General features: G+C 59.7%; 20 protein-coding genes. 14 read left to right on the top strand and 6 right to left on the bottom strand.

What is annotated here, in order from left to right; genetic code table 11:
- Positions 1-3: 3 nt before the first annotated feature.
- From EKH79_RS04900 to EKH79_RS04890, 3 genes are all read left to right on the top strand, one after another.
- Complete coding sequence (locus tag EKH79_RS04900; RefSeq protein WP_126672663.1) at positions 4-924, top strand: phosphoglycerate mutase; 921 nt, start codon at positions 4-6, stop codon at positions 922-924.
- Positions 921-2,642, top strand: a complete 1,722-nt coding sequence (gene recJ, locus EKH79_RS04895; protein WP_126672662.1) for a single-stranded-DNA-specific exonuclease RecJ — start codon at positions 921-923, stop codon at positions 2,640-2,642. The genes EKH79_RS04900 and recJ overlap by 4 nt, the downstream gene beginning before the upstream one ends.
- 97 nt (positions 2,643-2,739) lie before the next feature.
- On the top strand, positions 2,740-3,108 hold the full coding sequence (locus tag EKH79_RS04890; protein ID WP_126672661.1) for a SpoIIAA family protein: 369 nt from the start codon (positions 2,740-2,742) through the stop codon (positions 3,106-3,108).
- Between the two features lie 8 nt (positions 3,109-3,116).
- On the opposite strand, the gene EKH79_RS04885 is transcribed toward EKH79_RS04890, so the two are convergent.
- Together EKH79_RS04885 and EKH79_RS04880 are read right to left on the bottom strand one after the other, a co-directional pair.
- Positions 3,117-4,019 carry a cation diffusion facilitator family transporter gene (locus tag EKH79_RS04885; RefSeq protein ID WP_126672660.1) on the bottom strand — a complete coding sequence of 301 codons (903 nt, stop codon included), beginning with the start codon at positions 4,017-4,019 and terminating at the stop codon, positions 3,117-3,119.
- A 48-nt stretch (positions 4,020-4,067) separates the two neighbouring features.
- Positions 4,068-5,582: a DcaP family trimeric outer membrane transporter gene (locus tag EKH79_RS04880; RefSeq protein WP_126672659.1), complete on the bottom strand. Its 1,515-nt coding sequence runs from the start codon at positions 5,580-5,582 to the stop codon at positions 4,068-4,070.
- 251 nt (positions 5,583-5,833) lie between these two features.
- Between EKH79_RS04880 and EKH79_RS19135 the strand changes: the two genes are divergently transcribed.
- On the top strand, positions 5,834-5,962 hold the full coding sequence (locus EKH79_RS19135; protein ID WP_267900440.1) for a hypothetical protein: 129 nt from the start codon (positions 5,834-5,836) through the stop codon (positions 5,960-5,962).
- Between the two features lie 89 nt (positions 5,963-6,051).
- On the top strand, positions 6,052-7,728 hold the full coding sequence (gene asnB, locus EKH79_RS04875) for an asparagine synthase B (protein ID WP_126672658.1): 1,677 nt from the start codon (positions 6,052-6,054) through the stop codon (positions 7,726-7,728).
- A 54-nt stretch (positions 7,729-7,782) separates the two neighbouring features.
- Here the strand turns inward: asnB and EKH79_RS04870 are convergent, their stop codons facing one another.
- The gene (locus EKH79_RS04870) at positions 7,783-9,048 is read right to left on the bottom strand and encodes a retropepsin-like aspartic protease (RefSeq protein ID WP_126672657.1); all 1,266 of its coding nucleotides are present in this window, start codon (positions 9,046-9,048) and stop codon (positions 7,783-7,785) included.
- 184 nt (positions 9,049-9,232) lie between these two features.
- On the opposite strand from EKH79_RS04870, the gene prfB reads away from it, so the two are divergent.
- The 3 genes from prfB (at position 9,233) to lysS (ending at position 12,342) form a co-directional block, all read left to right on the top strand.
- A protein-coding gene (prfB, locus tag EKH79_RS04865; protein ID WP_126672656.1) for a peptide chain release factor 2 occupies positions 9,233-10,358 on the top strand; the annotation gives its coding sequence in 2 pieces (ribosomal slippage) (positions 9,233-9,307 and positions 9,309-10,358; 1,125 coding nt in all).
- 39 nt (positions 10,359-10,397) lie between these two features.
- The gene (locus EKH79_RS04860; RefSeq protein WP_126672655.1) at positions 10,398-10,715 is read left to right on the top strand and encodes a hypothetical protein; all 318 of its coding nucleotides are present in this window, start codon (positions 10,398-10,400) and stop codon (positions 10,713-10,715) included.
- A gap of 109 nt (positions 10,716-10,824) precedes the next feature.
- A complete protein-coding gene (lysS, locus tag EKH79_RS04855; RefSeq protein WP_126672654.1) occupies positions 10,825-12,342 on the top strand; it encodes a lysine--tRNA ligase in 1,518 nt (505 codons plus the stop codon).
- Positions 12,343-12,527: 185 nt separating this feature from the next.
- Here the strand turns inward: lysS and EKH79_RS04850 are convergent, their stop codons facing one another.
- Complete coding sequence (locus EKH79_RS04850) at positions 12,528-13,214, bottom strand: DUF2461 domain-containing protein (RefSeq protein ID WP_126672653.1); 687 nt, start codon at positions 13,212-13,214, stop codon at positions 12,528-12,530.
- Between the two features lie 18 nt (positions 13,215-13,232).
- Positions 13,233-14,678, bottom strand: coding sequence for an exodeoxyribonuclease I (gene sbcB, locus EKH79_RS04845; protein WP_126672652.1), 1,446 nt, complete (start codon positions 14,676-14,678; stop codon positions 13,233-13,235).
- 63 nt (positions 14,679-14,741) lie between these two features.
- Here sbcB and orn point away from each other — a divergent pair, with 63 nt between their 5' ends.
- From orn to EKH79_RS04820, 5 genes are all read left to right on the top strand, one after another.
- Complete coding sequence (gene orn, locus EKH79_RS04840) at positions 14,742-15,302, top strand: oligoribonuclease (protein WP_126672651.1); 561 nt, start codon at positions 14,742-14,744, stop codon at positions 15,300-15,302.
- Positions 15,303-15,308: 6 nt separating this feature from the next.
- Positions 15,309-16,214, top strand: coding sequence for a dihydropteroate synthase (gene folP / locus EKH79_RS04835; protein ID WP_199754144.1), 906 nt, complete (start codon positions 15,309-15,311; stop codon positions 16,212-16,214).
- Between the two features lie 14 nt (positions 16,215-16,228).
- The gene (glmM, locus tag EKH79_RS04830; RefSeq protein ID WP_126672649.1) at positions 16,229-17,587 is read left to right on the top strand and encodes a phosphoglucosamine mutase; all 1,359 of its coding nucleotides are present in this window, start codon (positions 16,229-16,231) and stop codon (positions 17,585-17,587) included.
- 120 nt (positions 17,588-17,707) lie between these two features.
- Entirely contained in the window at positions 17,708-18,655 is a 948-nt protein-coding gene (locus EKH79_RS04825) for an isopenicillin N synthase family dioxygenase (RefSeq protein WP_126672648.1), read from the top strand.
- A 123-nt stretch (positions 18,656-18,778) separates the two neighbouring features.
- Entirely contained in the window at positions 18,779-19,486 is a 708-nt protein-coding gene (locus EKH79_RS04820) for a VIT1/CCC1 transporter family protein (protein WP_126672647.1), read from the top strand.
- A 4-nt stretch (positions 19,487-19,490) separates the two neighbouring features.
- On the opposite strand, the gene EKH79_RS04815 is transcribed toward EKH79_RS04820, so the two are convergent.
- On the bottom strand, positions 19,491-20,297 hold the full coding sequence (locus EKH79_RS04815; RefSeq protein WP_126672646.1) for an SDR family NAD(P)-dependent oxidoreductase: 807 nt from the start codon (positions 20,295-20,297) through the stop codon (positions 19,491-19,493).
- Between the two features lie 159 nt (positions 20,298-20,456).
- Here EKH79_RS04815 and EKH79_RS04810 point away from each other — a divergent pair, with 159 nt between their 5' ends.
- Positions 20,457-21,002, top strand: coding sequence for an AAA family ATPase (locus EKH79_RS04810; RefSeq protein ID WP_126672645.1), 546 nt, complete (start codon positions 20,457-20,459; stop codon positions 21,000-21,002).
- Positions 21,003-21,063: the final 61 nt, after the last annotated feature.

Raw genomic sequence — 21,063 nt, 5'->3', positions numbered from 1 at the left:
TCGATGACCGATACATCATCCAACTCGATCGAATGCTGGCTGCCGAACTTGCAGCGCTTCGATCCTTCGCATCCTTTGCGCCTATTGCTTGCACGTGGCGATCGTCTTGAAGACGGCGCCGTGGGTTATCTTGGTGGTCTCGCCGATTACTTTCCGTGTCGTGGTGGTATTCCCGCAGCAGCACTCACGCGCGAGCATTTGCTTGGCGACGCCGGAGACGCCAGCTGGCTTAGTGCCGATCCGGCATGGATACAACCTGATCTCAGCGGTGCACGGCTGCTCGCATGCGGTCAATTGCAACTCACCATGGACGAGGCGCAATCGCTGGCGAGGCCTTTGAAGCCCGTTTTCGGCGACGCCGGAATGATCCTGGAGATTTCATCGCCCGATCGCTGGCATCTGCGTTTGCTTTCGCAATCGCCGTTGCCAGAATTTGCAGCGCCAGAACAGGCGCTCGGTGAAGACTTATACGAACATCTTCCGCAAGGACACGATGGCAGACGCTGGCGTGCGTTGTTCAATGAAGTGCAGGTGATCCTGCATCAGCATCCCGTCAACGCAGAGCGTCGTGCGCGCGGCCTGCCGCCGGTTAACAGCCTATGGTTGTGGGGTGGCGGCCCGTTGCCGCAACGCGTTACAACACGTTTGTCGGGCGTCATCGGGGATGACCTCCTTCTTTCGGCATTGGCAAGACGCGCGGGCATTCCCGTTGAATCGCGCGACGTTGCTTCGGTCAATGCTGCACGCCCCGGTTGGTTGATCGATCTGCAAGACCAGAGTGCAGAAGAAATCACCGCAACTTGGTGGCCATCGTTGCAAGCCCTGGCAAAGCGACAGCCATTGAAGCTGTCTTTCGCGAGCGGTGAACGGTGGCTGCATCGCCCGTGGCATCGCCTGCGTTTCTGGCGGCGAGGCGTTCGATGAGTTCGTTGCAGCTGCGTCGTCGTCCTCTGCTGGGCGAGCCGGCGGGATGGGGCGACTCGCTGCATCCGCTTTTGCAACGCATTTACGCAGCGCGCGGTGTTTTCGGTCCGGATCAGGCCGAGCATCGGCTGAATCGTCTTTTGTCGCCGCAACAACTGGGCGGAATCGAGCGTGCCGTTGCTTTGTTGGCGGAAGCGATACGCGACGATGTATCCGTCATCATCGCCGGTGATTACGATTGCGACGGCGCAACTGGCACCGCCGTGGCTATCCGTGGATTACGGCTGCTGGGCGCCAAGCGTGTTGATTATGTGGTGCCAAACCGCTTCGTGCACGGCTATGGACTTACGCCGGAACTCGTTGCATCGCTGCCATCGCACGCTCAACTAGTTGTAACGGTCGATAACGGCGTTGCGAGCGTCGCCGGTGTTGCTGCGGCGAAGGCACGCGGCATGAAGGTGATCGTCACGGATCATCATCTGCCGGGCGAGCAATTGCCGATGGCCGACGCCATCGTCAATCCCAACCTTCATGAGGATGGTTTTCCCAGCAAGGCATTGGCTGGTGTTGGCGTGATGTTCTACGTGCTGCTCGCGCTGCGCGCGTACATGCGCGAGCAGGGGAGTTTCGCGTCGGGCGCCGAACCGGATCTTTCGTCGCTGTTGGATCTTGTGGCGCTAGGAACCGTTGCCGATCTCGTGCCGCTGGATTTCAACAATCGCATTCTTGTCGAGGCTGGCATGAAACGATTGCGCAGCCGCCGCGGCTGCGCAGGTATCACTGCATTGGTCGAAGCAAGCCAGCGTGCTGTGTCGACCGCGTGCACCAGCGACCTGGGTTACGCGGTGGGACCACGTTTGAACGCTGCCGGTCGCCTGGAAGATATGCGGCTTGGCGTGGAATGCTTGCTCACCGACGACCCCGTGCAAGCGCGTCGCTATGCCGAACTGTTGAGCTCGATCAACCAGGAGCGCCGCGAGCTGCAGGCCGCGATGGTGGCCGAAGCCGAAGTGATGGTCGCAAGCGCATCGCATGTCGACGCGCAAACGCTAGGCGTCACCCTGTTTGAGCCGAGTTGGCACGCGGGCGTGGTGGGGTTGGTGGCATCCAAGTTGAAAGAGCGGTTGCACCGGCCCGTCATCGCATTTGCACCGGCGGGCGAAGACGACCCCGATCATCTTCGCGGTTCGGCGCGTTCCATTTCCGGATTTCATATTCGCGATGCATTGGCGGCTGTCGATGCGCGCCATCCGGGTCTTATCGAGCGCTTCGGCGGTCACGCGATGGCTGCGGGTCTCAGCTTGCGCACAACCGACTATCCGCGATTTGCAGAAGCTTTCGATGCGGTTGCGCGGGAGTGGCTGAACGAGGAACAGCTGCAAGCCGTGCTTTATACCGATGGCGAAATGCCGGCAGGCATGTTTACGCTCGAAACGGCCCGACTTTTACGTTTCGCCGGTCCTTGGGGCCAGGCCTTTCCGGAACCGGTCTTTGAAAACCGCTTCGAATGCTTCAGCTGGAAACCGATGGGCGAACGGCATCTTCGATTGAGCCTGCGCGATCCGCGCGATGACGGCTTGTACGAAGCCGTCATGTTCAATGCCTATGACGGCAAGCCGCCGCCGACCATGCTGCGTGCCGCCTACGAGCTGACCATCAACGACTGGCAAGGACGCGAATCACCGCGCTTGTTGCTCCGCCATATCGAGTCAGTCTGAGCGTTTGAGTGCCGTAGGCGCGTATTCACGCGCTGCAGCTTGCGCCCGTGCGTTAATAGCGCTTGGATGGTGCAACCCGCAACGAAGGAGGCGCGTCATGATCGAACAACTTCCCACTCTGCCGGCCGGTGTGCTGGGCTTTCGGATGCGCGGGCTTGTGACGGCTGCCGATTACGAGAACGTCATGGTGCCGGATATCGAAGCAGCGTTCGCGTTGAATCCTAAATTACGCATCGTGGTGCATGCCGGTGATGACTTCACCGGCTTTGCGCCGGGTGCGATGTGGGACGACGTGAAACTCGGATTTCGCCATTGGTCGGGCTGGGAACGTACTGCGCTGGTTACCGACGTAGGCTGGATACGTGTCATGTCCGGTATGTTCGGATTTGCCATGCCGACGCATTTCAAGCTTTTTTCCAACGCCGAACTCGATGACGCACTGCGCTGGGTGTCGCAACTGGATTAGTCGGCGCACTACATCCATGCACGCTTGCTGGTGAACATGATGTTCAACCATTCGGCCCGGATATCCCCGCCCAGACGCGCAGCGATATCCGCGCGAATGTCGTCGACCGAGGCGATGGTTCCCAATTCGGCATCCGGCGCCAGAAGAATATGGATGTCGATAAAACGCATGCGTCCGATTTTTGCGACGTAACTGGCGAAATCCAGGTAACCGCGCTCGCTCACAATGGCGCGCATGACGTTTTGTACCTGCTGATCCAGCGCATTGGGCGCCAGTTGCAACACTTCGCGCATGGCTTGCCACAAGCTACCCAAGGGCAGCGGTAATAGGGCGATCGTAAGCAGCAATAACACGCTGGAATCGATATACGGAGTCAAATGATCGAAGCGTCCGCCGCGGATCAGGGCCGCGATACCGAAACCAACCAGCACCGCGATACTGATGCTCGCGCCGATAAACCAGCCCTTCGCGTCCAGATTCAACAGCGCCGAGCCAAGTGTTTGCGCTTTGCGCCGCAGATTCAGCGCCATGATCATGCTGAAAACGCCGATCAGCGCCACCCACGCGGCACCGATGCCAAACCGGATTTCGTGACCGCCGTCGGACAGATCGTGTACCGCCGTGATCGCGGCGTAGGCACATGTCGTTGTCAGGACGGCAGCATTTAGCACAACCACCAATGGCTCCAGATGCCAGTAGCCAAACTGAAAGCGGCGGCTGCCGTCCTGCGAGATAAGACGCGATACCGCGAGCGATCCGGTAGTCAGCACCACATCAACCAGCGAATAAAAGCCGTCGAACGCGATGGATTGCGAGCGCAGAAATAAACCAATGGCAATGCTCGATGCGCCGACGAGAAACGTGATCGCTATCGAGAAGCGTAATTGTGCCTGCTCAAGAGTGGTGTCCATGCCGGTTATGTCGGTGCTCCCTTATGCATAGCTGACTTAGCTGTTACGTCATTTGATGAAGCTGTATTGCACCGAACCTTGGATACGCGTGTCATCGTTGGAGCGATTGTTCTGTTCCATCAACCGCCCGTGCAACAACTCGATGCCTGCGGTGAACGTAGGCGCTGGCGTCCAAAGCAGGTTGATCGCGCCGTAGTTGGCATCGTGGTACGCATCGTAGGAAAGCAACGGCGAATGCTCGATGCGCGCAATGCCGTAGACCAGATTGCTGCGCCAGTTGCTGCTCCAGTAGTGCGTATAAGCCAGGTGCGCACCGATGTCGTCGAGTGTGTGCAGCTTGCCGTCCGGGCCGACCAATGCATCCAGGTTAAGCCCGTCGGTGTCGGCCATGTAGCGTGCGATGCCCTTGCCCCAGCCTGCGGCGAACATCAGCAGATCGCTATACGGATCGGAGGGACCGAGCTTGAACGAACCGCTCAATTGCGCGCCGCCCGCCACTATGCGGTCGCTTTGTTCGTAGTTGGTGTAGCCAAGCTGGCGCAGTACGCCACCCAGTTGCAAATGACCCCATGTATGCTCGGTGCGCAGGGCGACGATGATGTCCGGTACATGTTGCGTCGCGTGCACAGTGTCGACGATGACGTCAGGCGTAACGGGCTGATAAGCGCTGACTTGCGAGGTGGGATTCTCAGCGGCAATCGTCAGGCTGTTGCTTTCATCAAGGCGGATGAACTGGTGGATACCGGCCTGACGTGGCGCGATGGCGCCGGGTGGACCTTCGAAATCCAGTGTGTCGGGGAGTGCGTCCAAATCCGCAAAGGACGACCAGCCAAAACCTGCATAGGTGTTGCCGAGTTGTCCATACGCTTGACGCAAACGCAGCCCATAGTTGCCAGCCCCGCCGCCAAATAGATCGGTTTCGAAATAGAAGCGCAGACTGTCGTCGAAGACCGTGGGTCGTCGTATTTCCAGGCTCAGGCGAGTCTGGCGCGCTTGCATCGTGAAATTGCCGGCGTCGTCGCGCGGCCGGGGTATCGGTATTGTCGAGGTCACAAACGCATCGGGGTAGCCGATGGCGCCCGTGTCGTAGATAGTGTCCAGCTTGGCGTAGCCGCCTAAACGCACAATCGTCTGTGTGCCAGGTATTTGTATGAAGCCTTTCAAATCCGGATTAGTCGGAGGCGCTTCGTTATCGACGCGCGATGCGGAGTCGGCATTCTCCGAAACGCTCTGTTGCGGTGGTAGCGGTGAGGCTTCGCCATCGCCCATCTGGATCGCATTGACTTGCAAGCTGGGTACAGCGGTAGTTGCAGTTGCAACTTGTTGCGCAGGTGCCGATGACGGCGTTGTCGGAGCACTTGTCGTTGGCGCAGCGGTGACCGCGGGCTGTTGCGCCGACGTGGCGCGCTCGGACTTCAATTCCTTGACCTCGGCCTGCAGTTCCTTGACCGTCGTCTTGAGGTCATCGACTTCCTTTTGCAGGGTCTGCGTGCCGGTCTGCGCATAAGCAGGCGACAACGCGGTCAACATCAGCAAACCACTCAAGCATTTCATCCGTCTCATCGTTCGCTCCCCAAGAACGGACAGCCCGGTTAGCGGGCCACTAGACGATGCCTTATGTCGGTTTTGCGAAAGCTTTGATTGTCCCCATGGACCTGATGGCTAGCCGGTCGAACGCTAAGGTTCCCGTTGGATATGAACAATTTTCAGGATAAGCGGGTGTGAAAATAGGCCGGTGCGTCTGGCGTCACAAGGGCATGTATCGAAGTTGATACAGCTTGCGCCCCGCACCGGCTTGTGATTAAGTCCGAGTCATGAACGCTTCCGTCGCCAGCTTCGCCATCGCCATCGCCGCCATTCTGGCCGGCGTGGTCGTGGCTGCAAACGGTCTGAATAACAACGCCAATAATAATACCTGTCACTACGGGTGGGCCGGCGTGTAGACGAAAGCAACAAACATACACACGCAAAAGGGCCCGCCAAAAGCGGGCCCTTTTGTTTTTCACGTTTGATCTGCCAAAGGGAATCTGACATGTGCGCCATATTTGGAATGTTCGATCTGCAGCCGGGCGATGACCTGGCTGCGTTACGTCTGCAGGCACTGGAACTGTCGCAACGTCAGCGGCACCGTGGACCGGACTGGAGCGGTGTCTTCGTGGACGCGGGGGTGATCCTGGTGCACGAACGTCTTGCCATTGTCGATCCGGCCAGTGGTGCGCAGCCGCTGCGTTCGCGTGACGGGCAACTTGCGCTGGCGGTGAACGGCGAGATCTACAACCACCGCGAGCTGCGCGCAAAGAGCAGCTATGACTTCACCACGGGTTCGGATTGCGAAGTCATCAATGCGCTTTACAAGGAACATGGAGTCGATTTCCTCGGCAAGCTCAACGGCATTTTTGCCTTCGCGCTGTGGGATGGCGCCGCGCAGCGATATGTGATTGCCCGCGATCCCATTGGCGTTTGCCCGCTGTACTGGGGGCACGATTCACACGGTCGTCTGTGCGTTGCATCGGAGATGAAGGCCCTCGTTGGCGTATGTGCGGATGTCGCGCCATTTCCGCCCGGACACGTCTACGACAGCGCCGATGGCCGCTTGCGTAGCTACTACAGCCGCCCGTGGCGCGACTACGGCGTAACGAAAGGGCAATCGCCGGGTCCAGGTGAATTGCGCGAAGCTTTCGAGAAGGCCGTACATCGTCAACTGATGACGGACGTTCCGTATGGCGTGCTGCTGTCGGGTGGTCTGGATTCCTCGCTGGTTGCCGCATGTGCATCGCGTTTCGCACGCGAACGCGTTGAAGACGACGATCGCAGCGAAGCATGGTGGCCACGGTTACATTCCTTCGCCATCGGTCTGGAAGGTTCGCCCGATCTGGCCGCGGCGAAAGTGGTGGCCGATGCCTTGGGCACCGTGCATCACGGTTTCATCTACACCTTCTGGGAAGGCCTCGACGCGCTGCCGGAAGTGATCCGGCATATCGAAACCTACGACGTCACCACCATCCGCGCATCGACGCCAATGTACCTGCTTGCGCGACGGATCAAGGCAATGGGCGTGAAGATGGTCTTGTCGGGCGAAGGCTCCGACGAAATCTTCGGCGGCTATCTGTATTTTCACAAAGCGCCATCTGCCGAAGCGTTTCACGAGGAAACCATCCGCAAGCTCGATGCCTTGCACAGCTACGATTGCCTGCGCGCCAACAAGTCGATGATGGCGTGGGGTGTGGAAGCGCGCGTGCCGTTCCTGGACCTCGAGTTTATGGAAGTCGCCATGGGCATGGATGCCAAACACAAGATGGCAGGCAACGGGCGGATTGAAAAAGCCGTATTGCGCGAAGCCTTCGATGGCGCCTTACCCGAATCGATTCTCTGGCGGCAGAAAGAACAATTCAGCGACGGGGTCGGCTACGGCTGGATCGATGGATTGAAGGCACATGCCGAACAGGCGATCAGCGATCGCGAATTTGCCGCGGCCGCGGCGCGTTATCCGTTCAACACGCCGGCGACCAAAGAGGCGTATCTCTACCGCCGCATCTTCGAAAAGCACTTCCCGGGAGAAGCCTGCGCAGCGACGGTGCCGGGTGGCAAATCGATTGCCTGCTCGTCATCGGCTGCGCTGGCCTGGGACCCGGCGTTTGCGAAGATGGCCGACCCGTCCGGACGCGCCGTGCGTGATGTGCACAGCCATGCGTTGGAAACGGCGACATGAGTTAAGCGCCTGCAACGTGATCCGCATGTTGCAGGCGTCGCTGCGTCTACGGAATCAATGCAGGCGCTTGTGCAAGAGCAGGCACGTATGCCGATTGTCGAAATCGAAGAAGAAATCCATATCCTGCAGGACGAGATTGCCTAATACGTAACCCCACGGGAGCGTGTCGTCTTCGAATACGACAAACGTCATCCGGATCGGCTGATGACCGATAACGACGGTTTCCGTTGCCAGTCGCGCCCGGGTTTCCTGGGTCTGCGAACTGATGTCGCGCATCATGAGATGACCGCTTATCCCACTCTTGTATTGAGACAGGACGGCGGCGTTACCGCTCAAATACGTACTGCTGCCAGTGTCGAGCATCGCAGGTTGCACATTGCCGTTGATAGCAATGTTGGTGAGTAGTCGCAGGAAATTTCCGTTGTATTGGCTGGATGCAAGCAGCGCATCGTTGCACGGCGGCTTTACATCGCTGGCGGCATAGATGGTCAGCTCATCTTTGCTGATACGCAAAGCGCCAAGCCGGCGAAGCAAATCGATGCCAATGATTCTAGGCGCGTGTGGAATCACATAGACCGGCACGTTTTGCATCGTGATGCCGCCAAGTTCCAGGCTGTCGAGCCATCCTTCCTGCACCTGAATCTTCTTCGCGAAATAACCCTGGATATAGCTGGGATGATGGTCTATGTAGCGCACATTCCATTTGCGGGCCGCCCGTTCATCCAGCACCAACCAGGATGCGCCGGTGTCGAGCGCCAGCAGCATCGATTTGCCATTGGCCTGAGCGCTGAGATAGACCGACGTGCTATCGAAGTCCGTCGTGAGTGGCAGCACGAGGGTGTGATCCGGCCGCTGCACCTGAAATTCCGGTAGCTGTGCGCGGTGTGTCGCGTTGTCGGCGAGCGTGGTCAAAATCGCCGCACCGATCTTGCCTTGATACCGCTGGGCGATGGACAGATCCATGTTATCGGCGCGCTTTTCCTGACCAGACAGGCGCACGTCGCCGCTTTGAAAAAGCGCGCAGTAATAAGCGACGTCAGGTTGCGAATCGAACAACACCTTTTCGCATTGGCTGGCGTCACGCGTGGCGTTGTCCAGATGCAGGTTTAGGCGTTCCAGCGCCATCGCGGCGAGCACGTGCGTGACCGCGTCCGGGGACGTGTTGTAGAGGCGATAGAGTCCCAGTACGTCGCCTTTTTCCATCGCCGTTTCCACGCGCTGCATGGGATTGGGCCTGCTGGCTTGCGGTGTGCCGGCGGCGCTGGAGGAGGGGGTAAGGTCGGCGGGTGTGCTGCTCGGAAACAGGCCAAGGCCGAGCATCAGCCATCCCCGACCTGATGAAAGGCCCGGGTGTTTCACCGTGAATAGCCTCCTTCTCAAGCGGATGCGATCCCTCGCGAGGGTGCGATCCCGGCAAGGTCGTCTAGGCCTTACTCACCCGGTTTGCTACGATAATCGTTTGTTTCGCGCCTGTCTGGCGCCACAACATCGGGTTTTACGCCACATGATTGAGACCAATCCGATCCTCGCGCAGATTGCGGACCTCACGGGCCGCATCGAGTCGCTTAGGGGGTATCTTTGACTACGCCACCAAGCGTGAGCGTCTGGAAGAAGTAAGCCGCGAACTGGAAAGCCCCAACGTCTGGGACGATCCGCCGCGCGCGCAGGAACTGGGCCGCGAACGCGCCCGCCTCGACACCATCGTCAGTGGCATCGACCGCATCACTGGCGGCCTCAATGATGCCGGCGAGCTGCTGGAAATGGCCGCCGCCGACGGTGACGAAGCCACCGTCAACGCGGTACTAGGTGACGTCGCCAAGATCGACGCCGAAGTCGGCAAGCTGGAATTCCAGCGCATGTTCTCCGGCAAGATGGACTCGGCCAACGCCTTCGTCGACATCCAGGCTGGCGCCGGCGGCACCGAAGCGCAGGACTGGGCCGAAATCCTGCTGCGCATGTACTTGCGCTGGTGTGAATCGCGCGGCTGGAAGGTCGAGCTGATGGAAGCGAGCGCGGGTGAAGTGGCCGGCATCAAATCCGCCACGTTCCGCGTGGAAGGCGATTACGCCTACGGCTGGTTGAAGACCGAAATCGGCGTGCATCGCCTCGTGCGCAAAAGCCCGTTCGACTCCGACAACCGCCGTCACACCAGCTTCACCTCGGTCTTCGTGGCGCCGGAAGTCGACGACGATATCGACATCGAGATCAATCCGGCCGATTTGAAGACCGACGTTTACCGTTCGTCGGGCGCCGGTGGCCAGCACGTCAACAAGACCGAGTCCGCCGTGCGTATTACGCACGTGCCTAGCGGCGTGGTGGTGGCATGCCAGACCGAGCGCAGCCAGCACGCCAACCGCGACCGCGCGATGAAAATGCTGAAAGCCAAGCTGTACGAAATCGAGATCCAGAAGCGCAACGCCGAGAAAGATGCGCTGGAAGCCACCAAGTCCGATATTGGCTGGGGCAGCCAAATCCGCAACTACGTGCTCGACCAGAGCCGCATCAAGGATCTGCGCACCGGCATCGAACGCACCGACACGCAGAAAGTGCTGGACGGCGATCTGGACGAATTCGTGGAAGCCAGTTTGAAATCCGGCCTGGATGCCGGTGCCAAGCGTTTAGACGCTTAAGTGACGGATGTGCTTGACCACCGAACACGGAGTCATCGCATGAACGGCAAGAAGATTTTCGTAGTGCTACCGATGTGTGCGTTGTTCGCGTCGTTTGCCAGTGCGGCGAGTGCCAGTGTCGGCCAGGACATCAAGCAGGACACGAAGACGGCAGGACAGGGCATCGGCAACGGTGCCCGCGACGTCGGGCACGGCACGGCGAACGCGGCGCGGGCAGTCGGACATGGCACGGCGAATGCAGCCAAATCGGTTGGTCATGGCGCAGCGCAAGTCGGTCACGGCATCGCGCATGGCGCGCATGAGGGCTGGAACGCCACCACGCACGCGGTCAAGCAAGTGTTTCACAAAGGCGATTGACGGTTAGTCTTGCTTGGCAAGTGAACCATCAAGCGGTGTCAGGACATCAAACCCTCTATAAAGCAGTACTCGACGCCCCGATGGCGTGTCGACATAACACGGACTATCCATGACTGAACCCACCGACACCCCGATCGACGAAAACAAGCTGATCGCCGAGCGCCGCGAGAAACTGCGCGCGCTGCGCGAGAGCGGTATCGCGTTTCCGAACGATTTCAAGGTCGATGCTTTCGCGGGCGATTTGCAGGCCGAATTTGCCGACAAAGACACGCACACGGCAGAAGCGGTCGAAGCGGCTGCGCGTCATGTGAAAGTCGCCGGCCGCATCATGATCAAGCGCGATCAGGGCAAAGTTGCGTTCGTGCCAATCCAGGATTTCAGCGGCCGTATCCAGCTGTTTATCCATCAGGGCACGGTTGGCGAGGACACCTACAAGGCCTTCAAGGGCTGGGACGTCGGCGACATCATCGGTGCCGAGGGCGTGCTGATGCGCACCAAGACCGGTGAACTGTCGGTCAAGGTCCATAGCGTGCGCCTGCTCACCAAGAGTCTGCGTCCGCTACCCGACAAGTGGCATGGCCTTGCCGATGTCGAGCAGCGCTATCGCCAGCGTTATGTCGATCTGATCGTCACCGAAGAAGCGCGCCGCACGTTCGCATTGCGCTCGAAGATCATCGGCTACATGCGTCAGTGGCTGGAAGCCGGACCGCGCCGCTTCATGGAAGTGGAAACGCCGATGATGCATATCATCCCCGGCGGTGCCACGGCGCGTCCGTTCATCACGCATCACAACGCGCTGGATATCGATCTGTTCCTACGCGTGGCGCCGGAGCTTTATCTGAAGCGCCTGGTGGTCGGCGGCTTTGATCGCGTCTACGAAATCAACCGCAACTTCCGCAATGAAGGTGTGTCCACGCGACACAATCCTGAATTCACCATGCTGGAGTTGTATCAGGCATACGCGACCTACCACGAGATCATGGATCTCACCGAGTCGGTGATTCGCGATACGGCGCAAAACGTGTTGGGCACGACACAGCTGGAGTGGGACGGTGAGGGCATCGATGTCGGCCCGGCCTTCCGTCGCTGGCGCATGGAAGATGCGGTGCTGGAACTCAATCCGGAGATCAAGCGCGAAGAACTGCGCAATCGCGACGCTATGGCCACGCACGCCAAACGCCTGGGTGTGCATGTGAAGGCGGGTTACGGCTGGGGCAAGCTGCTGCTGGAAATCTTCGAGAAGACCGTCGAGCACACGCTGATCCAGCCGACTTTCATCATCGATCATCCGGTGGAAGTGTCGCCGCTTGCGCGCGAGAACGATACGGACAAGGGCATTACCGATCGCTTCGAGTTGTTCGTCAACGGCAAGGAGATCGCCAATGGCTTCTCCGAATTGAACGATCCGGAAGATCAGGCCGCGCGCTTCCAGGCGCAGGTGGATGCGAAGGATTCCGGCGATGACGAAGCGATGCACTTTGATGCGGATTACATTCGTGCGCTGGAAGTGGGGTTGCCGCCGACGGGTGGATTGGGGATTGGCATCGATCGCTTGGTGATGCTGCTGACCAATTCGTCGTCGATTCGGGATGTGCTGTTGTTCCCTTATATGCGTCCCGAAGCGTGATTAAAAAAAGCCCGCAAAAGCGGGTTTTTTTAATGCGCACACTCAAGCGACCACCCTCTTTGCCGTCATTCCGGCGCAGGCCGGAATCCAGTGTCGTCAAGCTTGGATAGGGCGACGACTGTCACACGCTCTAGCCACTGGATTCCGGCCTACGCCGGAATGACGAGCGGGGTGAGGTGGATTTGTCAGAAATCAAGCTCCTGCGACGCACACAAATAATCAATCATCGGCGCAATACGCTTGTAGCTAGCCACCATATACGGCAACAACTCCGACGAGCACGCCAGCTTCTCGTCAAAGGCTGCACCCGCCGCGAAATCCTTGCGCTTCAAATCCTCAATAAGCTCGTGATTCGCATCGAACCCACGCGGCGGCCGCGTCAACGATTCGCCCCAGAACTCGAAATGATCCTTGAACGCTTTGCTTTGCGTAGCGCGTTTCCAAGCTGCCGGGTTGTCGGCAAGAAAGGCACGAATACGCTTCAACGGATCTGCATCCGGCCGCCACATGCCGCCACCGATAAAGCAATCACCGGGCTGGATGTGGATGTAGAACGACGGCGCCGAAATCTCGTGCCGGCGCTCGTGATAAAACCGCGCGCTCGCCCACGGCTTGTAAGGCTCCTTGTCGCCGGAAAACCGTGTATCCCGATAGATGCGAAACAGCGAGCCACCATTCTTCTTCGGCTCGGCACGATAGTGCGAACTGATTTTCGCCAGCGGGCCCTGCATATCCGTGATCAGTTCAAGAAACGGATCGCGCACATCGCGTTCGTAATCCGGTTTGTGCGCTTGAAACCATTCGCGATTGTTGTTGCGCGCCAACGCGCGCAGAAAACGAAATGTGGCAGGTGAAAAATAAGCACGAGGCATCGGGTTCGGTTCCGTGTGTCAGGCGGCAATACCAGCTTCGGCGGCGAGTTGTCCGCCCCAGGCTTGCAGTTGATCCAGCAAAGGCCATTTATCGCTTCTGGCCGGGTCGTTGCGCAAGGCCGAGACTTGCGCGAAGTAATCGGGCAAGGTCAACACGGTAAGCGGTGTCGGGCGCGTTAGACGCTGTTGCCGGAATGTTTCCCAGCGCTCGCGTTCTTCGACAGATAGCGTGTCTGGCCAGTTTCGTGCGCGGTAGCGGAACAGCAGCTCCGCATAGCGCGGATCGCGGAACGCGAAGGTCTTCTGTCCCAACTGATCGGGCGGCGTTCCACGTACGTCGCGCAGCAGTTTTTTGTCGGAGTCGGGAAGAAAGCCGCTGTACAGGGCAAGCTCAGGGTCTTCCGGTGGCGGCAGGTCGGCCGCGTGCTGAAAAATGCTGCGCAGTTTCTCGCCGAGTCCTGTTGCCGCACGCAGTGTTTCCGCATGGGCGAGGCAGCGATCCATATCCAGCTGAAGCCGCTGCATATCGACGCCTTTCAGCACCGATAAGGGCGCCAGTGCAGGCGAGCGATTGGCATGGATCGTCTTCAGCGCAATGCGCTCGATGCCCTCTGGCAGATCGGCGCGCGGCGTAAACATGCGGTCGGCGATGTCATCTGCATCCAACGAAAGCAGATCGGCAGGGTCCTGCGAAAGGTCGTAGACAATGATTTCACCCGAACGGTTCGGATGCACCGCGAGCGGAATGATCACCGCCAGACAATGCCGGCTTGCCGGATAGCGCGACGACACATGCACGACAGGCGTCATGCTCGTCAGATCGAGCAATTCGAAGACGCGTTGCTTGCGGCGCAGGCCGTAATGCCAATCCCACAGGCGCGGTTGGCGCACGCGAATCAGGCGCGCGAGATCGATCAAGGCATGCACGTCCGACAAGGCATCGTGCGCGCGTTCCTGCTGCAGGTGATTGGCCCGCGCAAGGTGTTCCAGTTTGAAGCTCGGCGCGCCGTCGTCGTGCGTCGGCCACACGATGCCTTCGGGACGCAGGGCTTCGCACATGCGCACCAGGTCGATCAGATCCCAGCGCGAGTTGCTGTTTTCCCACTCCCGAGCATAGGGCTCAAAGAAGTTGCGATAGAGCAGCTGCCGTGTGAATTCATCGTCGAAGCGGAGCGAGTTATAGCCAACACCGCACGTGCCCGGCGCCGCCAGCTGTTCGTGCACGCGCGCGGCAAAGTCGGCCTCGATCACACCATCCCGTTCGGCCTGCTGCGGGGTAATACCGGTGATCAGGCACGATTCCGGGCTGGGCGGCATCTCGCGGGGCGGCTTGGCGAAGAACATCACCGGCTCGTCCACCACTTCCAGCTCCAGCGTGGTGCGGATACCGGCAAATTGAATGGGCCGGTCTCGCCGCGAATCCGTGCCGAAGGTTTCGTAGTCGTGCCAGAAGAGGGTCTGCATCAGCCGATCATCGCATGCGAAGCCCTGTGGCGGCCTCTGCTAGACTTCGCGCCGGGAGGGCGCATGAGCCAAGTCAACGAAGACAATCTCGTCTGGATCGACCTCGAAATGACCGGTCTGGATACGGACAACGACTCGATCCTCGAAATCGCCACCATCGTTACCGACAAGGACCTGACCATTCTGGCCGAAGGTCCCGTGTTCGCTATCCGCCACGAGACGGAGCGGCTGGAGGCGATGGACACCTGGAACCGCAATCAGCACCGTCGTTCGGGGCTGTGGGATCAGGTGATCAATTCCTCGGTCAATCATGCCGCGGCAGAGCAGGCGACGGTGAGTTTCCTCAAGCAATGGGTGATGCCCGGCAAATCGCCGATGTGCGGCAACTCCATCTGCCAGGACCGCCGTTTCATGCATCGGCAGATGCCGCAACTGGAGCGATTTTTCCACTATCGCAACCTGGATGTGTCCACGCTCAAGGAGCTGGCGCGTCGCTGGGCGCCGATGATCGGTCGCGGCTTCAATAAAGAGTCGGCGCATACGGCCCTCTCGGATATTCGCGATTCCATCGACGAGCTGCGTTACTACCGCCAGTTCATGGGCCAGCTCGGCGGCGCGGAGTAAGTGAGCATGTCGACGGATCTGTTTGCCACGGTGCTTGATTGCAATGGCCGCGCGTTGACGCTCGATCGTCCGCGCGTGGTCGGCATCATCAACGTGACGCCGGATTCGTTTTCCGACGGCGGCCAGTTTGCCGACGTGGAGGCCGCGGTCGCTCACGGCCTGCGCCTGGCAGAAGAGGGCGCGGATATGTTCGATATCGGCGGCGAATCAACCCGGCCCGGTGCCGACGATGTTTCCGTCGATGACGAACTCAAGCGCGTCATTCCGGTGATCGAACAACTTGTCGCGCGTACATCGCTACCCATCGCCATCGATACGTCCAAGCCGGAAGTGATGCGCGCTGCCGTCGCTGCCGGCGCGGGCATGATCAACGACGTCTATGCCTTGCGCCGCGAAGGCGCGATGGACGCGGTGGCCGAATTGCGCGTGCCGGTCTGTCTGATGCACATGCAAGGCGAGCCACGCAGCATGCAGGACGCGCCGCACTACGACGATGTTGTCGGCGAAGTGCATCGGTTCCTGACCGATCGACTGTTCTCCTGCGAAATATCCGGGATCGACCGGCGCAAGGTGATGGTCGATCCGGGCTTCGGCTTCGGCAAAGACCTGGAGCACAACCTGGCACTGCTGCGCCGGCTGGAACGTTTTGCCGATCTCGGTAGCGGTGTTTACGTCGGTTTGTCGCGCAAATCCATGATCGGCACGCTCACCGGCCGCAAGGAGCCCGCCGATCGCGCTGCAGGTTCCGTGGCTGCGGCGTTGATCGCCGTTCAGCGTGGCGCACGCATGGTACGCGTCCACGATGTGGCCGCCACGGTGGATGCGCTGAAGGTGTGGCATGCCGTGCAATCGGGCGACAAGCCCGAACGCCGCGACGCGCCCAATGTGCCGCGCTGGCCGGACGACGAATAACAAGCAGGTAAGTCATGACACAGCGTAAATACTTTGGTACCGATGGCATTCGCGGCCGCGTTGGCCAATGGCCCATCAGTGCGGATTTCATGTTGCGTCTTGGACGCGCGCTCGGCGTGGTGCTCCGTCAGCAGAAGAAAACGCCGGGTCATCCGCTGGTGTTGATCGGCAAGGACACGCGCGTGTCCGGCTACATGTTCGAATCCGCACTGGAAGCGGGGCTGGCCGCTGCGGGCGTCGACGTGCGTTTGTTCGGCCCGATGCCCACGCCTGCCGTCGCCTACCTTACGCGCAGCCTGCGTGCCGATGCGGGTTTGGTGATCAGCGCGTCGCACAACCCGCATCACGACAACGGCATCAAGTTTTTTTCCGCCCACGGCGAAAAACTTTCCGACGAGATCGAGCACGCGATCGAGCGTGAAGCCGATGCGCAATTCACCACCGTCGATTCCGACGATCTGGGCAAAGTGGTGCGCGTAACCGACGCCGTCACACGCTACGCCGAATTCTGCAAAACCACCGTGCCGGAAGATTTCACGCTCGCCGGCATGAAGATCGCGCTCGATTGCGCGCATGGCGCCACGTATCAGGCCGCTCCCAAGGTTTTTGCGGAATTGGGCGCGCAGTTGTACGTCATCGGCGATAAGCCCGACGGCTTCAATATCAATCACGATGTGGGCTCGATGCACCCGCAAGCACTGCAGCGCGCGGTGCTGGAAAACAAGGCGGATATCGGCTTTGCGTTCGACGGCGACGGCGATCGCGTACAGATGGTCGATCGCAACGGCGTCATCGGCGATGGCGATGACATGCTCTATGTGCTCGCGCGCAGCTGGCACAAACGCGGCATGCTCAAAGGCCCCGTCGTCGGCACGTCGATGAGCAACTTCGGTTTGCAGCAGGCCTTGACCGAATCCGGCATCGATTTCATCCGCGCCAACGTGGGCGATCGTTTCGTTCTGCAGAAGCTGAAGGAACACGATGGCGTGCTCGGCGGTGAAACCTCCGGTCACATGCTGTGCATGGACCGCGCGACCACTGGCGACGGTATTGTCGCGGCGCTGGCCGTGCTCGAAGCCCTGAAATTCGACGGCCAGGATCTCGTCGCCGCGCGTCAGGGGCTGCACAAGATGCCCCAGGTCATGATCAACGTCCGCGCCAAAGGCGCACGCGAAGCACTCCATAGCGAGGACGTGAAGAAAGCGCTTGCCGAGACCGAACAGGCCTTGCATGGCCGTGGCCGCGTCGTGCTGCGTGCGTCCGGCACCGAGCCGATGGCTCGGGTCACCGTAGAAGCGGCTGACGAAGCGGAAGTGAAACAATTGGCGCAAAAGCTGGCAGACGTCGTAAAATCCGTAGCCGAACGCTCGTGAACCAGCGGGGCCGATGCCCCGCACTCAGGTACCCAGGTCGCCAAGGAACAGGCCCGACGTGCAACGCCCCTGCGGTGGCGGAACACACATTGACCGCACGCCAATACCTGTGGAAAAGCTATGGACATTGCAACCAAACGAGTTCCGACTCTCGATATCCGTCGATTCGACACTGACCGCGACGCGTTCGTCGCCGAACTGGGCGCCGCCTATCGCGAGTTCGGTTTCTGCTGCATCAGCGGTCACGGCATCAATCCCGAATTGATCGACGGCGCGTACGACGCCTTCGCGCGTTTCTTCGCGCTACCTGCCGAAACCAAGATGAAGTACCACATGCCTGGTACAGGCGGCGCGCGCGGCTACACGCCCTTCAAGATCGAAACCGCCAAAGACAGCCGCTATCCAGATCTGAAAGAGTTCTGGCACATCGGCCGCGAAATCGATCGCAATTCGAAATTTGCGGACGTCATGCCGCCGAACATCTGGCCGGCCGAAGTCCCCGGTTTTCACGAATACGGCTACGAACTGTTCGAGGCGCTCGATTACCTTGGCAGCCGCGTATTACGCGCGCTGGCGCTGCATATCGATCTGCCGGAAGAGTACTTCGAGGGCAAGATCAACGAAGGCAACTCCATCCTTCGTCCGATTCACTATCCGCCGATCGCCGAAGCAAACATTCCGAACGTACGCGCCGGCGCGCATGAAGACATCAACTTCATCACGCTGCTCGTCGGTGCCAGTGCGGAAGGTCTGGAAGTGCTCACGCGCGAAGGCAACTGGCTGCCTATTACCACGGAAGGCGATGCCATTGTGGTGAACATCGGCGACATGCTGCAGCGCCTGAGCAACCATGTGTATCCGTCCACGACGCATCGCGTGGTGAATCCGCAGAACGCCAACGCACGCAAGCCGCGCTATTCGGTGCCGTACTTCCTGCATCCGAATCCGGATGTGATGCTCGACCCGTTGCCCCAATGCATTACCACGGACAACCCGCGCCGCTACGACACCGCCATCAGCTCGCATGAGTATCTCATGCAGCGCCTGCGCGAGATCAAGCTGATCTGATCGTTGCCATGCCTGTCTTTCGCATCACGTAACCGTGGTGCGAAAGACAATGCGTGTGTTTCTCATTGCCGCGTTTTTCGACGCTTGCCGTTAAAGTGGCGCGCGTCACAGGGAGCGTTTGCCATGTCACCCAAGCATCATCACCATCATACGGAACGCCATTTCATGGCCTCCGATGTCGTGCGCGACCTCGTCATCGGTATGGCTGACGGCCTGACGGTTCCGTTTGCATTGGCCGCAGGCCTTTCCGGCGCAGCCGTTGCCAGCCGTGTCGTGGTGGTGGCGGGCGTAGCGGAAATCGCAGCCGGTGCGATTGCGATGGGCCTTGGTGGCTATCTCGCGGCACGCGGCGATGCCGATCACTACGACGCCGAACGACGCCGCGAACTGCGTGAAGTGCGCGAACTGGCGCGCGAAGAAGAAAACGAAATCGTGCAGATTTTTGCGCAATACGGCCTGACGCGCGACGCATGCAAGCCGGTACTGGAACACTTCCACAACGATCACGAGGCGTGGGTGGATTTCATGATGCGCTACGAGCTCGGGCTGGAAAAACCACAACCTGGCCGCGCATTGCGCAGCGCATTGACCATTGGCGGTGCCTACATCGTCGGCGGCCTTGTCCCGCTGCTGCCGTACATGTTGATCGATGGGCTGCAGCCAGCGCTGCACCTGTCCGTCATCTGCACGCTGATCGCACTGGCGATTTTTGGCGCGGCCAAAGCCCGCTTCACCGGCATCAGCATGTTGCGTGGCGCACTGCAGACCGTCTTCGTCGGCGGCCTCGCATCGGCCGCGGCGTTCTTTCTCGCACGTTGGATCAGCGCGTAGCGAATTATTCCTGCGCGCGATACCGGCGCGACTGCTTCGCCGATATCCTCAAGGCGAGCTTGTCCGGCATCAATTTGAAGAGGCCTTTGACCGTACGATTGAAGCGTCCCGTCACGTGCACCGCTTCACCGCGCTCGACGGCCCGGATGCCTTCCTCGACGACATCCTCCGCGTTTTGCCACATGAAGCCCGGCATCTTGCTGACCAGCGGGCGCGTGCCCGTCACGTCGTGAAATTCCGAACGCGTAAAGCCGGGGCACAATGCCGATACGTTCACGCCGGTTTCCAGATTCTCCAGCGCCAGTGACTGCGAGAACTTGATCAGATACGCCTTACTCGCGGCATAGAGCGTATGTCCTGCCGAGCCAGGTACGTGCCCGGCTAGCGATGCGACATTGACGATGCGTCCGTAACCACGCTTGCGCATGCCGTGGATGAGACGCCATGCCAGCTCCGTCGGCGCCGTCATCAGCACACGAATGAAATCGGCATGGACTTGCCAATCGTTCGCATCGAAGCGGCCGGGCACGCCATAACCCGCGTTATTGATCAGCCAGTCGACGTGCAAATCCTGCTGATCCAACGTCTGGCACAACTGCTCCACCGCATGCGGATCAGCCAGGTCGGCAGTGAGCACCGTGCAACGTGTACCGTGCTCACGTTGCAGATCGTCAGCCAATGCTTGCAGACGATCCGTGCGGCGCGCCGTCAGCACAAGATCATGACCGCGCGCGGCGAGTGCGCGTGCAAAGGCAGCGCCGATGCCAGCCGATGCACCGGTAATCAAACTGAGAGGGCGCTCTTTGCTCATGAATGGCAGATCCTGGGGCTGTGAACAGGCAAGTTGGCTACGATAGACGTTCGCAGGTCGTTTTCAACCATCGGCCGTGTCGGATGCATGGGTCTTGAGTGTGTCACGACTCACGCGGATGATGCGCCGATGTAAACCGCTGGCTTTCGCGGAGGCGACGTGACTGATCGTTTGGGTACCGTCATCTATCTGGCTGGACCGATCGGCGCCGGCAAGACCACGGTTGCGCAGGAGTTGGTAAAGCAGCTCGCCGGCCCGCTCACGCATATCGAAGGCGACAAGTTCTGGCGTTTCATCGCCACACCCGCCGGGAAAGATCGACGTGAGCATTTCACGTTGCTGATGCGCTCGATGACGGCGGCAGCCTTACCCTTCGCAAAAAGCGGTTACACCGTACTGATCGACTTTTCGATACCGCCGCACTTTCTTCCCACCGCGCGGAAAATTCTCAAAGACATTCCGCTGGACTATGTCGTGCTGAAACCCGACCTGGATGTATGCGAAGCGCGCGCTGCGAATCGTGCGGAGGGAAAGATCGAGAATTACGCCCCTTATCACGACTTCTACGCACTATTCGATGCCCATCCGCGCCACGTCTTGAGCAGCGACAACGTCGATGCACGAAGCATGGCCACGCGCATCAAGGAAGAACTGGACATGGGCGCATTCCGCGTTCCCTCAGACGGTCTTCCATCCCAGGAATAGGGCGAACGTTGCTCCTATCGTTTCCGCTGGCTAAGCTGGCGCGTTTTCGCCGGGTGGGATG

It is taken from the genome of Dyella dinghuensis (assembly GCF_003977615.1).
Classification (GTDB): Bacteria; Pseudomonadota; Gammaproteobacteria; order Xanthomonadales; family Rhodanobacteraceae; genus Dyella_B; species Dyella_B dinghuensis.
This window is presented reverse-complemented; position numbering and strand designations above follow the sequence as displayed.

Coding starts and splice junctions, on each gene's coding strand:
- EKH79_RS04815 (WP_126672646.1), bottom strand. CDS start 20,297: ATGAGCAAAGAGCGCCCTCTCAGTTTGATTACCGGTGCATCGGCTGGC.
- sbcB (WP_126672652.1), bottom strand. CDS start 14,678: ATGCAGACCCTCTTCTGGCACGACTACGAAACCTTCGGCACGGATTCG.
- EKH79_RS04825 (WP_126672648.1), top strand. CDS start 17,708: ATGGACATTGCAACCAAACGAGTTCCGACTCTCGATATCCGTCGATTC.
- glmM (WP_126672649.1), top strand. CDS start 16,229: ATGACACAGCGTAAATACTTTGGTACCGATGGCATTCGCGGCCGCGTT.
- recJ (WP_126672662.1), top strand. CDS start 921: ATGAGTTCGTTGCAGCTGCGTCGTCGTCCTCTGCTGGGCGAGCCGGCG.
- EKH79_RS04880 (WP_126672659.1), bottom strand. CDS start 5,582: ATGAGACGGATGAAATGCTTGAGTGGTTTGCTGATGTTGACCGCGTTG.
- EKH79_RS04885 (WP_126672660.1), bottom strand. CDS start 4,019: ATGGACACCACTCTTGAGCAGGCACAATTACGCTTCTCGATAGCGATC.
- EKH79_RS04870 (WP_126672657.1), bottom strand. CDS start 9,048: ATGCTCGGCCTTGGCCTGTTTCCGAGCAGCACACCCGCCGACCTTACC.
- orn (WP_126672651.1), top strand. CDS start 14,742: ATGAGCCAAGTCAACGAAGACAATCTCGTCTGGATCGACCTCGAAATG.
- EKH79_RS04890 (WP_126672661.1), top strand. CDS start 2,740: ATGATCGAACAACTTCCCACTCTGCCGGCCGGTGTGCTGGGCTTTCGG.
- asnB (WP_126672658.1), top strand. CDS start 6,052: ATGTGCGCCATATTTGGAATGTTCGATCTGCAGCCGGGCGATGACCTG.
- folP (WP_199754144.1), top strand. CDS start 15,309: ATGTCGACGGATCTGTTTGCCACGGTGCTTGATTGCAATGGCCGCGCG.
- lysS (WP_126672654.1), top strand. CDS start 10,825: ATGACTGAACCCACCGACACCCCGATCGACGAAAACAAGCTGATCGCC.
- EKH79_RS04860 (WP_126672655.1), top strand. CDS start 10,398: ATGAACGGCAAGAAGATTTTCGTAGTGCTACCGATGTGTGCGTTGTTC.
- EKH79_RS04820 (WP_126672647.1), top strand. CDS start 18,779: ATGTCACCCAAGCATCATCACCATCATACGGAACGCCATTTCATGGCC.
- EKH79_RS04900 (WP_126672663.1), top strand. CDS start 4: ATGACCGATACATCATCCAACTCGATCGAATGCTGGCTGCCGAACTTG.
- EKH79_RS04850 (WP_126672653.1), bottom strand. CDS start 13,214: ATGCCTCGTGCTTATTTTTCACCTGCCACATTTCGTTTTCTGCGCGCG.
- EKH79_RS19135 (WP_267900440.1), top strand. CDS start 5,834: ATGAACGCTTCCGTCGCCAGCTTCGCCATCGCCATCGCCGCCATTCTG.